Source organism: Paraburkholderia sp., assembly GCF_049581445.1.
Classification (GTDB): domain Bacteria; phylum Pseudomonadota; class Gammaproteobacteria; order Burkholderiales; family Burkholderiaceae; genus Paraburkholderia.
In genome coordinates this window covers 20,635-34,991 of record NZ_JBAURZ010000083.1, presented here as the reverse complement: position 1 = coordinate 34,991, position 14,357 = coordinate 20,635, and the positions used below count along the sequence as shown (strand labels likewise).

Below are 14,357 nucleotides of genomic sequence, written 5' to 3'. Positions count from 1 at the left end.
TTGCTGTTGCAGATCGCTAATGTTGCTAGCGGTGTCCATGGAAGGGCTGATGCTGTTCGCTAGCTCCGCTAGCATCGCTTTGCCCCGGGAGCACGAACTCATTGCCCGGAACTTACGGAGTTCAGGGTGTGTTTGCCATTGGCATGAGGCAGTGATCGGCCATTAAGGCGACGGTCGGGATGTCGCGTTGAACGGCTGACATGCTGCATAAATCGGCCGCCCGGCCGTAGCAAAGCCGCGTGCCTATTTGGTGTGGGTTGTGTGATCTTCGAACGCGGAGACGACGCCGTCAATCATTGCTGCGATACGCGCCGTATGCCGAAGGTCTTGATGCGTGACGAGCCAGATTTCGTAGACTGCCCCACGTGCGGGTTCCGGCCATATTTGCACGAGGCCGTCGTGTTCAGCCAGATGTATCGGAAGCTCACCGATGCCGATGCCGGCTTTTACCGCAGTACGCAGCATGAGGCTGGAATTGAAGGTCGATACGATGCGCCCCGCGTGTATCGGTTCGCCAGCAAGAGTCGGTGATCGGCTGCCGGTCCAGTTTCCCTGATAGACGACAAGATCGTGGCCCTCGAATCCGGAGCCAGCAGCGGGCTTGCCATGCTGCTCCAGATAAGCATTCGATGCAAAGAGCGCCATGGGCCAGCGAGCCAGGCGCCGCGCAACAAGATCGGGATTATCCGGCCTGACTGAGCGGACCGCGATATCCGCTTCACGTTTTGCCAGATTCAGCATACGCGTTGACGTGTCCAGCAGGACGCGCACTTCGGGATGCACAGCATGCAGGCGTTCGATGGCGGGAAGCAGGAATTCGAGCGCGATCGAGTCGGTGCTGGTGACTCTTACGTCCCCCGCGAGCCGCGTATCCGTACCCTGAGTTCGTCTGACGAGTTCGTGTGCGGAGTGCTCCATTTTCTCCGCTGATTTCAACGCGGCCTCGCCTGCGGCGGTCAACGCGTAACCCTCAGAGGTTCGCAGAAAGAGTGTTGCACGTAGGGCGTGCTCTAGTGCCGCAATCCGCCTGCCAACCGTCGCCTGATCGAGATTGAGCGTCCTGGCCGCTCCCCGAAGCGTCTTTTCGCGCTCCACCGCGAGAAACACTCGCGCGTCATCCCAGTTCATCGCGTCTCCCTTCCTGATGCAAATTTGCATCTCACCTATCGAATATTGCTGCACATATTCATCAATGTCGATACCTATACTGAACGCAGTTCTGAAGGCACTCGTTAAATGATCCGCCCGGATCAATCGAGCTTCATGTCATGTATAGAAGGAGTGGTATCCATGTCTGCTTCAACGTATCGTGTGCCGTCGTCCATGACGGCCATTGAGATCAAACAACCCGGCGGTCCTGAGGTCCTGGTGCCGACCACGCGCCCGGTGCCGATGCCCGCCGCCGATCAGGTTCTGATCCGCATCCACGCAGCTGCCGTGAACGGTCCAGACGTGTTCCAGCGCAAAGGGCTGTATGATCCGCCCCCCGGCGCTTCGGACATTCCAGGGCTGGAAGTAGCGGGTCAAGTGGTTGCCGTGGGTTCCGACGTGTCCCAATTCCAGATCGGCGAACTGGTGTGTGCATTGATTCCAGGCGGTGGCTACGCAGAATATGCTGTCGCGCACGCCTGCAACACAATGCATATCCCCAAAGGTCTGACCTTGGTGGAAGCCGGGGCCATGCCCGAAACGTTTATGACGGTATGGCTGAACCTGTTCCAGCGCGGCAGGCTCGTTGCCGGCGAAACGGTGTTGATCCATGGCGGCGCGTCAGGTATTGGCACCACGGCGACCATGCTGGCGAAGGCATTCGGCGCTGCGAAAATCATTACGACAGTTGGCTCGCAGGCGCATCGGGAAGCCAGCCTGGCGCTAGGCGCCGACCTCGCGATCATTTACCACGAGCATGATTTCGTCGCTGAAACGAAGCGGTTTACCGACGGAAGAGGCGTCGACGCGATCCTCGACATCATTGCCGGCGACTACGTGGCCAGAAACTATGACGCCGCGGCCATGGATGGACGGATTCTCCAGGTGGGCGTGATCAAGGGGCCGGCGAAGGATCTCAACATGGTGCCGATGTTGACGAAACGCCTGACGCATATGGGCTCGACACTGCGATCGCGCACATCTGCGGACAAGGCGACCATCATCAATGAACTGGAGCGGCAGGTCTGGCCGCACTTCGAGAGCGGCGCGATCAAGCCGGTTGTCTACCAGACGTTTGCGCTTGCGGACGCTCGCGGCGCGCACGAGTTGATCGATTCCGGCACGCACTTCGGAAAGATCATCCTTACGACAGGTGCCGATCTCATTGGCTGAAGCCGGGATTACCGGCAAAGCATCACCGCTACGGATTCTAAAACCGGTCGATCACTCCAAACTGGACGCCTCGCACAGGCGCACCGGGATAGGCGGGCGCGAGTCCCGTCTGGTCGACACCGCGCAGCGTGAATTCGGCGTCACCATGATTGCGCAGCATGCCGACGCTTGCGTACAGCATGAGCGACGCCGAGAGATCATATTCGCATGCAGCGCTGAACTGGTCGGCATTGTTGTCGCCGCCCGATTGGTCTCGCATATACGTGTATCCCAGCGAGGCGCGCAAGCTTGCCGAGACCGCATAGCGCGCCGACACCGACACACCCTCGTCGTGATAGCGCGGCGATCCACCGTCGCCATTGAAGAACGACACGAACGCGGTCGTTTTGCCAATATCGTACGACACGCCGCCGAGATTCGCGCGCAGCCCTGTGGCTCCCGTGGTCTGCTGGTGGGCGTATGAAATGTGGAACGGCCCGTTGCGGTAAGCGAAGGTCTCAAAGTTGCCGGATAAACCGTTGCCGTTGCCGCTTTGGGGCAATGCGATCAACAAGGTCGTCGTGAATCCGTGCAGCTCGGGCGACAGATACGCGAGGCCATTGTTCGTGTACGGGGTGATCTTTGACAGATTGTTGAGTCCAGACGCGATCGTGCCAGCGCCGAACGCATCGAGTCCTCCCTTGAATGGAATGTAGATTGGCGAGTACTGGCGGCCGAGCCGCAGTTCACCCCAAGGCGCACCGACGCCGATCCACGCCTGGCGGTTGAACAGGGTGCCGGCCGACGCAAACGCACCGTTGGTCGAGTTGAAACCGTTCTCAAGGTCGAACAGGATGCGCGTATCCGAATCGATCTGCTCTTGGCCGCGTAAGCCAAGCCGCGATCCGCGATAGGCGCCCGAGTCCACCCTTGGTGTCCACGAAGAACCCGGGTTGGTGATTTCGATGCTGGTATCGATCAGGCCATACAGCGTCACTGAACTTTGCGCGTGGGCGCACCGGGCGCTCGCGCCCAGTGCCAGCAAAACGTAAACCGAGCAGACCGCTCGCTTACGCACGTAGCCTAGCTCCCTTCAGGCAACGCATAAGCAATGATGTAGTCGCCCAGTTTCGTCCCAAACGAACCATGCCCTCCGGCAGCAATCACCACGTATTGCTTGCCGTTGACTTCGTAGCTCATTGGCGTGGCCTGACCGCCCGCCGGCAAACGGGCCTGCCACAATTGCTCACCCGTGTTGGTGCTGAAGGCGCGGATATAGTTGTCCGCGGTGGCGCCGATAAAGAACACATCGCCCGCGGTCGTCATCGGGCCGCCAAGCATCGGCATTCCCATCTTGAATGGAAGGGGGAGCGGTGAACTGTCGCGCACGGTGCCGATACGCTTCTTCCAGACAATCTGGTTGGTCTTCAGATCGATCGCCGAGACGTAACCCCAGGCTGGCTGCTTGCACGGCAAGCCAAGCGGCGACAGAAACGGGTTCAGCGTCACGCCGAAGGGCACGCCATACTGTGGCTGAATACCGGCTTCAGTGCCGGTGCCACCTGCGGCGCCGGCGGGCGGTTCGATCGGATTGCCAGGACCGCGCGGGATCAGCCGCGATACGAAGGGCAGCGCAATCGGATTGGTAATCGCGATCTGACGATCCGTGTCGACTGCTATCCCGCCCCACTCGAACATCCCAAGGTTGCCCGGGAACACCAGCGTGCCTCTCTCCGACGGCGGTGTGAACGTCCCGTCGTAGGTCAGGCGATGGAACATCACGCGGCAGACCATCTGATCGAACATCGTGGCGCCCCACATATCGGCACCCGTCAGTTTTTTGCTTGGCCGATACGTCAATTCGGAGAACGGCTGCGTGGGCGAAACGTGATCGCCCGTTGCCGCTCCTTGCGGGACCGGCTGTTCCGGCGCCGGGACAACCAGGGCGCCAGTGCGGCGATCGAGTACAAAGATGTTGCCTGTCTTCGCGGGTGCGTAAATCACCGGCACGACGTTGCCCGATTTGTCGGTGATGTCGGCCAGCGTAGGCTGGGCCGGCATGTCCATGTCCCAAAGATCATGATGCACCGTCTGGTAGAACCAGGCCAGCTTGCCGGTCGAAGCGTGCAGCGCGAGCAACCCGCTTGCGTAGCGCTCCTCTTCGGGCGTGCGGTTGCCACCCCAGATATCCGGCGTGGTTACGCCCATCGGCAGGTAGACGATATCGAGTTTGGCATCGTAGACCGCGGGTGCCCACGAATTCGGTGAATTCAGCGTGTAATGTTGCCCATCGGCGGGGATGAAATTCGGGTCCTTGTTGCCCGGATCAAATGCCCAAAGCAGCTTGCCGGTATTGACATCGAAGCCGCGGATCACACCGGAAGGCTCGCGGGTTGAATAGTTGTCCGTCACCGCACCCGCAACGACGATGACCTTGTCAGTGATCACCGGCGGGGATGTGGGTTCATATTGACCGGCGGTGGTCACCGGTTGGCCATGCTGCAGATCGAGGTCGCCATTATTGCCGAACTCTGGGCAGCGTTGACCCGATTGTGCATCCAGTGCGAACAGGTGGCCGTTGTTGACCGGCAGAATCACGCGGCGCGCACAGAGGGCGGGTGCGCCGGTTGAGGCCGTGGTTTGACCATTACCCGCCGCGCTTGCAGCCGTCGAGTCGTAGTAAGAGACACCGCGACACGTGACGTGCTGGAAGCTTGGATCCGTTACCAGGCCGGGGTCGAATTTCCACGCCAGCTTGCCGGTCGCGGCATCCAGCGCGAACAGTATCTGGTGCGGCGAACACAGGTAAAGCAAGTTGCCCACCTTGATGGGCGTGACCTCATTGGTGGTCTCAACCGGGTCGGTCGCGCGCTTCGTATCGCCGGTCTGGTACACCCACGCAACCTGCAGGTTCTTGACGTTGCCCTCCGTGATCTGCTTGAGCGGCGAATAGCGCGTGCCATGCTGGGTGCGGCCGTAGGCAGGCCAATCAGCAGCCGCTCCGGCCGCATCCGGGGTCGCCGACGTTGCCGCGCTGGCGCTCAAGGTTCCGTTGATTTGCTGCGGATCGTTGAAGGACGCGTACACGAGCACAAGTCCGCTGAGAATCAGTATTCCGCCCAACGCCGGCGCCACGTGTTTTCCTGGGGCATCGAGGGCGCGGTAGACAAACGGTAGCAGCAGCCAGATGCCGAAGACGACGAATACATCAAGTCGTGGAGTCAGGGCCCAGAAGTCGAAGCCGGCTTCCCACACGGCCCATACGATGGTGCATAGCAGCAAGAGCGCATAGAGTCCAAGGGCGATCGCTTTGCGCCGGTAAAGGAGCACGGCCGTCACCAGCATGACGAGTCCGGCGATGACATAGTACGGCGACCCGCCGATCGCCGTGAGCCATGCGCCGCCGATCAGCAGATACAAGCCGGCAAGCGCCGCGAAGAGAACACTCAGGAGAAGAGCCAGGCCCAGTGATGCACGTTGCATAATGGAGACCTCTTGGTTTTCTATGGCGACAGGATTGTCGAAAGCAACCGCAGTGAGACGCAAAAAGAGTGCCGCTACGTCGGGGAAATCGCCTGCCAGGACATATTACCGTCGGAAGCTGACGCGAGCGTCTTTTATGCATTGTCAGCCCGTGCATCGCAGGCGCTGCCGGCTTGAATACCCACCGAGGAATTGAGCGGAGCAAGCAGGGATGCTTAGTCTCCCTATCTTATCTACGATAGGGAAGTGCACATGATGAATTGGCCACGAAGTCATTCCATAATCAATTAACTTCCATGTGGAAGTTAACTGGTTTGATAAAGACGCCTCGCAATTTAAATGTTGTTCCACTCGTCCTTGCGAGACCCTTTAACTGTTGGTGCGTGGGCCCCGCGTTGCTGCCCGGCGCCGTGATCCGCTGACGAATGCTGTTGCCGAGCTGATTCTGTTGGCGATGACCTTCCTGACTCTGCTCAGCGCGCGGGTTGTGTAATCCGCTAGCAACGCAAACTCCTCCAGCCGGCCGCGTGCAGTGAGAAAAAGTGTGTGCGTGTCATGCAGCGTTTCGCGATTTGCCCAACGCGCCTTGTAGGCGGAGTAAAGCGGACGGAAGTCGAAATCGCGTCCGTTTGCGTGCGACCACTTCACGCAGAATTCCTGTAGAAGACTGCCAGGCGAACAGTCTCTGAGTGCCTCGTCATAGGTCAGGATGAATCCCTCGAAGGAACGTGGGCTGACAAGATTCACCGACGCTGCGACGGGTCTGCCGTCAAGTTTCACGTACGTGATAAGTGGAGTCGTCGACAGATCGGTCCGTCGCGCCAGCGCGACGAAAAATTCCAGTACCTGTTCGTTCGTCAGGAACTTTGTATTCAATCCTCGAGATATCGCCCAGCGCCGCTTCGTCGTGAATAGCCAGGTCAGTACGGCCTCTGCATCGTCAGCGGTCCTGCACCATCCGAATTCCGCGTGGCCCTTCGCACTCAACCGTCTGAGATGGCTTCTCAATTCTGCGCGAAGCGATTTCGACAATGTGGCGGAAAAATCGTCCCATCGCTCAAATTCGCGCAGGCTTATTGAGTAACCCGGAAGGTAATGCAGTCGCTTCGGAACGAAGGGCAGCAGCCAGGACTGCTTGAATGGCACGATCGCTTCTTGCAATGCGCTTTCGCTTCTCACGAAACGGATCTCGAGGATGTCTGCGCGAACACCCGTCGCAGCGTGAAGCACTTCGGTGATAACCGTGCTGCTTGCTAGCGCATGCACGAGCGGGGCGCTGTATTCCTCGTCGCTTCCGCAACCCAGAGGCCTGGCGATTCGCAGCAGACCATGGCGGGAAATCGTGATCGGCCACAGGGCACGCAATTCACGATGTTCGTACACCACGGCCACAGCAACGTCCGCACCTTTTGCGAGCGCAAGTTCGGCGGCCAGCTCGCAGTAAGGATAGGTCAGAGAGAACGAATAGCTGTCCGCCGCGGCTGCGAGGTTCTCCCATTCCTGGCGGAGCGCCCTGAACGCGTCCAGGTCTGCGATGAGCCTGACTTCGTGCCGAACCGGGGACGAGTCCGGCGCACGGCCTGTGACGGAAAGTGATCCGGTCAACATAGTGGCCTCGACTCAAATGCCGAAGTCAGGCGATTTGGCGCCATAGTCTCTCCCCTTGCCGATTGGCACTCGTCATTTTGCGAACCAGCTTGCCAGTTTGCAAACGATATTCCAATCCGGCCGGCGCGCCAGCACTGATCCTAGTCGGATAAGGGCGAATGGGGAAACCGTCGAATGGGCGGACGGATGGTGCTTACTTCATCCGTTGCCACACAACCTTCGATGCCCCATATCCGAAGCTACCCGGCGTGATGTAGGTCAGCCGGTCGCCTTCGAGGGTAAATGGGCGCCGTTGAACATCGCCGTTCCAGTTCGGAAAGGTACTGTTCTGAATGTGGAAAACAATCACTTGTTCGGCTGGATCGACTGAATAGGTGCCGAAATGCGCGACGTGGCCTTGGACGATGCGTTGGTTCTCTTCGGCGGTACCCGTCAAGCGATTCTCTGACACGAACTTGGGGAGATCTGCGCGAAGTCCGACCAGAACGTAGCGACCGTCGCTGCCGAAGATGAGTTGGCCGTGCGGATGCGGACCCAGCGCCTCGACTTCGTTACCGCTTTTGGTGACGGTCAACGAGACCAAAGACCACGAACCTACGAGGTCGGAAGTCGCCTGGGCAAAGGTCTTTGGCGCGGCAAGAGACAATGCAAGGACCATCAGCGCGGCGGTGGGCAAAGTATGGAGCATGGGCTTCATGGCGTTCTCCAACACGCGCCAGGCACGATACTGCCAAGGCGAAACACCTCTGCGCACATTTTTCCGCATGGTTCACCCTGGGCCATCAGAAGATACGCTTCTAGGATAGCTTCCTCGGCCATGACTTCCAATGAACATGACATTCGACAATGTCGCCAGCAATCGATCTCGACGCGCTCTTGTCGTAAAACGACCGACCTATGGCGGCTGCTTCGTGTCTCAGGGCGCGAGCATGCCGGGACGACCAGACGTTTTCCCGAACGCTCCTCCCGGCGCCCAACGATGACCCTTCGAAATACGCTTAAACAGCCATTTCTAAACGCCATCGCGATGCTGCCTGACCGCGCGCAGCGCGCAATGCTTACACCGAGGATGCGCCGTATTTGCATTCACCTTCCAGTGTTGCGCGCAGTTTACTCGGGCTGCCTGCGGCGCCATCCGATCGACCTGCAATATGGCACCGATACCAGCGGCCTTGTTGACGCGTTAGTCCTGCAGCGCGATGAGCGGCTGGTGCACGAGCTGAACCCTTACATGGGCTCGCAGCCGACTATCATCCGTCGCGCGCTCGACACGCTGGGCGATATCGGCGGCTATACGTTTGTCGACATCGGCTGTGGTAAAGGCCGGCCGTTAATCGTCGCGTCCGAGTATCCGTTTGCCGAGGTACTAGGCTACGACATCAGTTCGGACCTGGTGGAGACCGCGAATGCGAACGCTGCCGCGATCGCGCGGCGTTTTCCGGCGCGTCCGCCGATCCGCGCAGTCAACGCCAATGTCGCTAACCTAGCTACGCTGTCGGGCAAGTTAGTGGTGTTCATGTTCAATCCATTCGGCCCCGATCTGATGACGACGCTGTTGCGCAATCTGGAAGCGGGCCTCGCGAGCGGCGCAATCCAGCATCTTTTCATCGTCTACGACATTCCGGTATGCGGCCGGGTGTTCGACGATTCAACCTATTTACGACGCTGGTTTGCCACGATGTTTCCGTACGATCCGCATGAACTTGGCTTTGGGCCACAGGTGGAAGACGGTGTCGTCATCTGGCAAAGCGTGCGCGGAGCGCGGCCCGATGCGTTCACAACCCGCAACCGACGCATTACGACCAAAGACCGGTTCAGTGCCGTCGTCGAATAGCTGTGCAACGCAGTGGTATGTGTGACATTCCGGCTTATTGTCTAATCGGTTCGATGAGCCAATGTGCCCAGTAGTAGGTAGCTGATCGTTTCCCTTCAGAGAAACGGCGAGATGTTCGCCAATGCTCGCGTGACATAGGTCTCCTTTTCCCCCACCGGAGCGACATGGTGAATCGCGGCGCGTGCAGACTCGACGCCCGCCAGCCGCGCGATGAACCAGGCCGCCAGATATTGCTCTGACAGGCACCCGCCTGCAGTCGCAACGTTTTGCCTGGCCACGAACAGCTGGTTGAGCACCGGGACGCCGGCTTCTTCGACCCAGGGTTTGGTGGTCTGGTCTGTGCAGGCCGGAACGCCATCCAGTAGACCTAGTCTCGCGAGTATCAGCGTGCCCGAGCATTGCGCGCCGAGCAGCTGGCGCGTCGGTTCGAACCTGAGCTGCGCCACCAACGCGGCATCGGCGACAGATCGCTCGAGCAACGAACAGCATTTCATGTCCTACGCGGCGCCCCAACTGTAGGTTGCTGGGCGCATTTTCCTCGACCCATATGACTAACCCATTGCACCAGTTAATTGACCTGTTCGAACGAGCTCGGCACGCAAATGACCCATGCGCGACTTTCGTCACCCTTGTCACGGTGGACACCAGCGGAATACCGGTCTCGCGAATCATCACAGTGCGGGAGGTAACCAGCAGCGGCCTTATAGCGTCGATCAGTTCCACAAGTCCGAAGGTTGCGCAGCTCGCTGCCGATAAATGGGAGGTCTTGTGCTTCTGGCCATCCCTTATGGTCCAATGTCGACTGCGGGGCCGCGCGCGTATTCAACACGACGAAGTGACTATCGCCAGTTGGCGCGCAAGACCCAAAGCTAGTCGACTCGCCGATACATACCACGCGCGTGGGCGGTCGCAGAGTTCGCCGATCGAATCGAGGCAAGTACTGCTTGCCGAAGTCGACGCCCTGGCGCGTGCGTCTGGCGACCTGAGCGAATGCCCTGAGACAGTCGCGACGCTTCTCCTTGCGCCCACACAAATGGAGATTTGGCTCGGGTCAATTGAAAACCGTTTGCACGATCGAAGGGCATACAGCCTGACACCCCATGGTTGGTCGGAGCAAGTACTCGTTCCTTAACGGTCTGCATCCGTGTCGATGTGGCCGTCCAGGGAGAGTCATTCGGCGTGACCGCCATTTGGACAGTCGTGCGACTGCTTCACTCTCCGTCAACGGACGTTGGACCACCTACGATGTGCGTCCTGTCGTCGGCCTTTGCTGACGTTGGAACGGGCTGGTTCTACGTCAGCCATGCACCGGATAGCTGACGGTAGCGGCGACGAGCAGCGGGATGGCAGCTTCCAGCGTCGGCGAATTCACACTCCCGACCCGTTGCCGACGGCCCGGTCGTCGAGATTCCTACGGCAGGTATCAGAGTGGAACGGCCATAGCGCACCTTCAGCTATGGACTCGTCTTCGGCCATTGCGATCATTGACGCGTGGGTCCACGGAAGGGGGTTTGAAGACCGCGTCGCTGAGAACGTCGAAAAGAGACCGCACCTAAGGTCTGAAGTTCGTGGACGCCTTTCTGTTGCCAGATTCGCGATTTGTGGAAATCTGCAAAGAGTCTAAGGGTGACTGCCTTCGTTAATGATTTGTCGGGGAGGCCCTCCATCGCAGGGACAGTGCGCTTTCGACAATAGCGCAGCGCGAATGAGGGACTACCGCACTTGTGTATAGAGAGTTTGCGTATCGATAGACTGTGGCGTTAGCTTAATCGTCCCATCGATCGTTACTACCCGCAGCGGGATCCCGGCGCCCTGCGGCAGTTTCAGGCCGCCATCGACCACGCGTAGCCCGATTTCGGCGAAGCTCGGTCGGGTGTCATCGTGGCCGGCCTTCCCCATGGGCTCGCAATGGTAACTGCCCGTCTTCGGGTCTGCTCCCCACGCCCACAGGCACTTGATGTTGTTGTCTTGCGCCACTTTCTGGGTGCGCTCAAAGCTGATTTTCGGGTCGGCATTTGCCGGGTTGGCCGGATCGAATACCGAGCAAGCGGAAAAAGCCATTGTGGCGAGTGACAAAATCATAGCCTGACGAAACAACGGGAAAAGCACAAATATCTCCAGAAAATACCGCCGCGCGGCATGCGGGCCAAAGAACCTCAAGCAGGCGAGTCCATACTCCGTCCGTAACGCAGAGGGCTGAGCGTGTGGCTTATGTGCGTTGCAACGCGGCTGAGATCGCTCCACGGCAATCGACCGCGATTTCGGTAAGCAGTCGTCGCCGCAGGCCGACTCCAGAATAAAAAAGCGTTCTTGACGTCATCGCGCCCGCATCCGATCAACCGTGGCCTTTGGGCGATCCTATGTGGGCTGTGCTGGCTCGACTCCCTCGCCTTAGCGAGAAAGCCTTACACTGCGTCTTTGCGAAACTCAGGGGGCGGCGCTGCTCGCGTGAGCGAGAAACGCCCGGACAACGACCTGACGTTGCCGCGCCGGGGACCGAGTAAAGCAATTCGGCCGTCCTTGAATCGCTCGCTAGTGCTGCACAAACTGCGTCAACTGGCCAAGCACCACTTACCTCCCTGTAGTGTTAACGGCGATTTGCAGGACGATCTTGAGGGTGCAAATCTGGCTCTCGTGTCCGAAATGCGCAGACCTGGATCGGAAAAGCGGTTCACCTTTAATCAGGCTATCCGGTGATCGCGCCTGGCTTCGATGGCGGAGGTTTCGATACGGTCTTCCTCATGTGGCAGCGGTGAGGCGAAGAACCGTTTGCAAATTGACCCATGCAGCCTAGGTGTCAAATCTTTGAAGCTGCCGTCGGGCTGCTTGCTGCCGCCACCGTCAGCGATCCGCTACATTGCCGGCGCAGAACCCAGACCGCCCCAATGTCGACAAAGGCCGAAGACCCGCCGAGCAACTGGAGGGAACGAATATCCGGCGTACCTTGGAAGCCGCCGAATATAAGGTGCCGAGGCCAACGTCGGCTTGGGTCGCGTGCTGCCTATCGCAGGCTTGCGAGGTTCCGACTTCATATGCCGATTGCATGAGGCACCTGGCGGTCACAAACGGGCCCTCAACACGGAGACTCAGATCGTTTGTAATCGATGGATAAACGTGCGGAAATTCTTGCGAGCCGACGATGCATGCGCTCGCTCGCAAAATGCTCACAGCGCCACAAGCGAGTGCAAATCGTAACCGGCAGCCTTAAGTTGTTTTTCGATGCCGATTGCTTCCGCGCGAAGCATTCCGGCTTTTTCCGCATCGCGCTGAAATAGTTCTGCGTCCGCCGCTTGCGACTGCAGGTCGCTCCACTGTGCCGCCATCTGACTTACATCCATAAATTCCTCTGCCCGGTTAAAACGCTTTTGGCGCTGTCACTCGCGGTTCGGATGACCGCGATATACCCGGTCATCGGAAGAAATCGAGCGGAATTTAGCCCTGATACAAACTATTTCTGTCGACCACCTCTAGACAGAGGTTGGCGAGGAAGCACTGCGCAATGCCGAACCACGCCGGCCTCAGATTGGGGACCAGGACCCATTACGGGTAATTCCGGAATTCGAAATTCACCATTGTGAACAAGGCGCTTAATTATCAGCGACCGCTTTACTAAACTGGTAGCGCTTGCTACGGGCTCGATCCGGCGGTGTTGGTGCGCTGTACAACGACCGCTATGGAGAAGTGCGAATGGATCGTTTGCGTAGAAATGCTATTTTAATCAAGGAGATACGAATCATGAGCAAGGTAACCAGCACATTAATCGGGGCCGTCGCTGCACTCACGCTGTCGGGCGGCGCTTATGCACAGAACAATACGCTGGCGACCCCGACCACCGTGTCGCCGGCCGCTGCAACGAGCGGCTACGGCACGCCTGGCGTCACCAACTCGGACAGCGGCGCGGCCGCCATGTCGTCGAACTCGGGCGCGCCGAATGGCACGAACAGTAGCGCGACGTCCCTCACCAACATTCCCGGGAGTCACAACACGCTGGCGACCCCGTCCACAGCGTCGCCGGCTGGCCAATAACAGCGATTAAGGCTGATAACCAGGCGCAAACAAACGCACTCAATGACCGCTTCGCGGAAAAGCGAAGGACCGAAGTGGGTCTAACCGGGCTGGACGTCAGGTGCACGAACCGAGGACTCGTGGACTTCGACGTCACCGGGAGTGCGAAGCGACGCGGCTGGATTGCACTATTGCTGGACCGTCGCCCGGACGGCAGCCAGGATAACCTCATCCGAGTTCGAATGACGTGATCCCGAACACTCGCGCAATCGGAATCGGCGGGGGCTCTCCCGTATACATCCTTGCCGTTTCAAAGGTGCTGGCCATTCCGTATCGTTCAGCCAGGGCGATGGCCGCAGCATTATTTTGCGGCACATCGATCGAGACCATCTCATCCGGGCACCTGGAAAGCAGTGCGCTGAATAGTCCCTCAGCGGTCCGCTCGTTGTCGGCAAAGAGCGGGCCGATCTTGCGGCCGTGGCGGCACTTGCGCAGTACGGCATATCCACAAATGCGGCCATCACGTATCGCGGCCAGCGCGACAACATCGGGCTGGGCAATCCACGCTGTCAGGAAGCTTGAGCGGGGTGCGGGGAATAGTAGCCGGTCGTATGTGGCCAATTGATTGAATGGCACGTCCGAGAGATTAGATAGTGGCGTGTTCCCTGCGCCGTGTGCAACGCCTTGAAAGCGGATATTCCGGTGTGCAAGTTGAAACCCGGATTTTCTATAATTCGCCTGCTGCGCGATGACTCCGTCAAGGCCGATGTTGCGTTCGCCCAGGTAGGCCATTGCGTGTCGCCAGATTCGAAGCCCCAGTCCTTTGCCGCGAAAATCCGGTCTGACAATATATAGGCCGACAAAGCCGAAATGCTCGTCATAGGCCACAGCGGAGATCGAGCCGACGGGCTCGCCGTGCAACTCGCCAACAAAAAATCCGCTCGGATCGGCGGCCTGAAAGCAGGGCGCGTCATGGCGACCGGGATTCCAGCCTTCCTGTTCTGCCCACTCGATCGCCAGCGCGACTTCTTCTGCCTTCATGGGCCGAACGATGTATTCACGTTCGCCATCTGAGATTCTGCCCATGGCGTCTCCATGCACGACTTCTTGACCAAATGGGACGCAA

At 59.0% G+C, this 14,357-nt stretch carries 12 protein-coding genes and 1 pseudogene; 4 read left to right on the top strand and 9 right to left on the bottom strand.

Annotation, left to right across the window (positions count from 1 at the left end; all coding sequences use genetic code 11):
• Window positions 1-243: 243 nt before the first annotated feature.
• Window positions 244-1,128: a LysR family transcriptional regulator gene (locus WCA85_RS06950; protein WP_424062469.1), complete on the bottom strand. Its 885-nt coding sequence runs from the start codon at window positions 1,126-1,128 to the stop codon at window positions 244-246.
• Between the two features lie 162 nt (window positions 1,129-1,290).
• Between WCA85_RS06950 and WCA85_RS06945 the strand changes: the two genes are divergently transcribed.
• Window positions 1,291-2,322 (top strand): NAD(P)H-quinone oxidoreductase, encoded by a 1,032-nt coding sequence (locus tag WCA85_RS06945; protein WP_424062431.1) that lies wholly within the window; start codon window positions 1,291-1,293, stop codon window positions 2,320-2,322.
• Window positions 2,323-2,359: 37 nt separating this feature from the next.
• Here WCA85_RS06945 and WCA85_RS06940 read toward each other — a convergent pair whose 3' ends face one another.
• The 4 genes from WCA85_RS06940 to WCA85_RS06925 form a co-directional block, all read right to left on the bottom strand.
• Window positions 2,360-3,379, bottom strand: coding sequence for a porin (locus WCA85_RS06940; protein WP_424062430.1), 1,020 nt, complete (start codon window positions 3,377-3,379; stop codon window positions 2,360-2,362).
• Between the two features lie 5 nt (window positions 3,380-3,384).
• On the bottom strand, window positions 3,385-5,784 hold the full coding sequence (locus WCA85_RS06935) for a glucose/quinate/shikimate family membrane-bound PQQ-dependent dehydrogenase (protein ID WP_424062429.1): 2,400 nt from the start codon (window positions 5,782-5,784) through the stop codon (window positions 3,385-3,387).
• Window positions 5,785-6,153: 369 nt separating this feature from the next.
• A complete protein-coding gene (locus tag WCA85_RS06930; RefSeq protein ID WP_424062428.1) occupies window positions 6,154-7,392 on the bottom strand; it encodes a GNAT family N-acetyltransferase in 1,239 nt (412 codons plus the stop codon).
• A 193-nt stretch (window positions 7,393-7,585) separates the two neighbouring features.
• Window positions 7,586-8,089 (bottom strand): lipocalin-like domain-containing protein, encoded by a 504-nt coding sequence (locus tag WCA85_RS06925; protein WP_424062427.1) that lies wholly within the window; start codon window positions 8,087-8,089, stop codon window positions 7,586-7,588.
• Between the two features lie 282 nt (window positions 8,090-8,371).
• Here WCA85_RS06925 and WCA85_RS06920 point away from each other — a divergent pair, with 282 nt between their 5' ends.
• Window positions 8,372-9,226: a class I SAM-dependent methyltransferase gene (locus WCA85_RS06920; protein WP_424062426.1), complete on the top strand. Its 855-nt coding sequence runs from the start codon at window positions 8,372-8,374 to the stop codon at window positions 9,224-9,226.
• Between the two features lie 95 nt (window positions 9,227-9,321).
• Here the strand turns inward: WCA85_RS06920 and WCA85_RS06915 are convergent.
• Window positions 9,322-9,690: pseudogene (locus WCA85_RS06915) on the bottom strand (AraC family transcriptional regulator); the annotation flags it as partial.
• 83 nt (window positions 9,691-9,773) lie between these two features.
• On the opposite strand from WCA85_RS06915, the gene WCA85_RS06910 reads away from it, so the two are divergent.
• Complete coding sequence (locus tag WCA85_RS06910) at window positions 9,774-10,358, top strand: pyridoxamine 5'-phosphate oxidase family protein (protein WP_424062425.1); 585 nt, start codon at window positions 9,774-9,776, stop codon at window positions 10,356-10,358.
• Between the two features lie 581 nt (window positions 10,359-10,939).
• Here the strand turns inward: WCA85_RS06910 and WCA85_RS06905 are convergent.
• A complete protein-coding gene (locus WCA85_RS06905; RefSeq protein WP_424062424.1) occupies window positions 10,940-11,335 on the bottom strand; it encodes a hypothetical protein in 396 nt (131 codons plus the stop codon).
• 1,055 nt (window positions 11,336-12,390) lie between these two features.
• A complete protein-coding gene (locus tag WCA85_RS06900) occupies window positions 12,391-12,564 on the bottom strand; it encodes a hypothetical protein (protein WP_424062423.1) in 174 nt (57 codons plus the stop codon).
• 397 nt (window positions 12,565-12,961) lie between these two features.
• Here WCA85_RS06900 and WCA85_RS06895 point away from each other — a divergent pair, with 397 nt between their 5' ends.
• The gene (locus WCA85_RS06895; protein WP_424062422.1) at window positions 12,962-13,252 is read left to right on the top strand and encodes a hypothetical protein; all 291 of its coding nucleotides are present in this window, start codon (window positions 12,962-12,964) and stop codon (window positions 13,250-13,252) included.
• Between the two features lie 207 nt (window positions 13,253-13,459).
• Here WCA85_RS06895 and WCA85_RS06890 read toward each other — a convergent pair whose 3' ends face one another.
• Entirely contained in the window at window positions 13,460-14,317 is an 858-nt protein-coding gene (locus WCA85_RS06890; protein WP_424062421.1) for a GNAT family N-acetyltransferase, read from the bottom strand.
• Window positions 14,318-14,357: the final 40 nt, after the last annotated feature.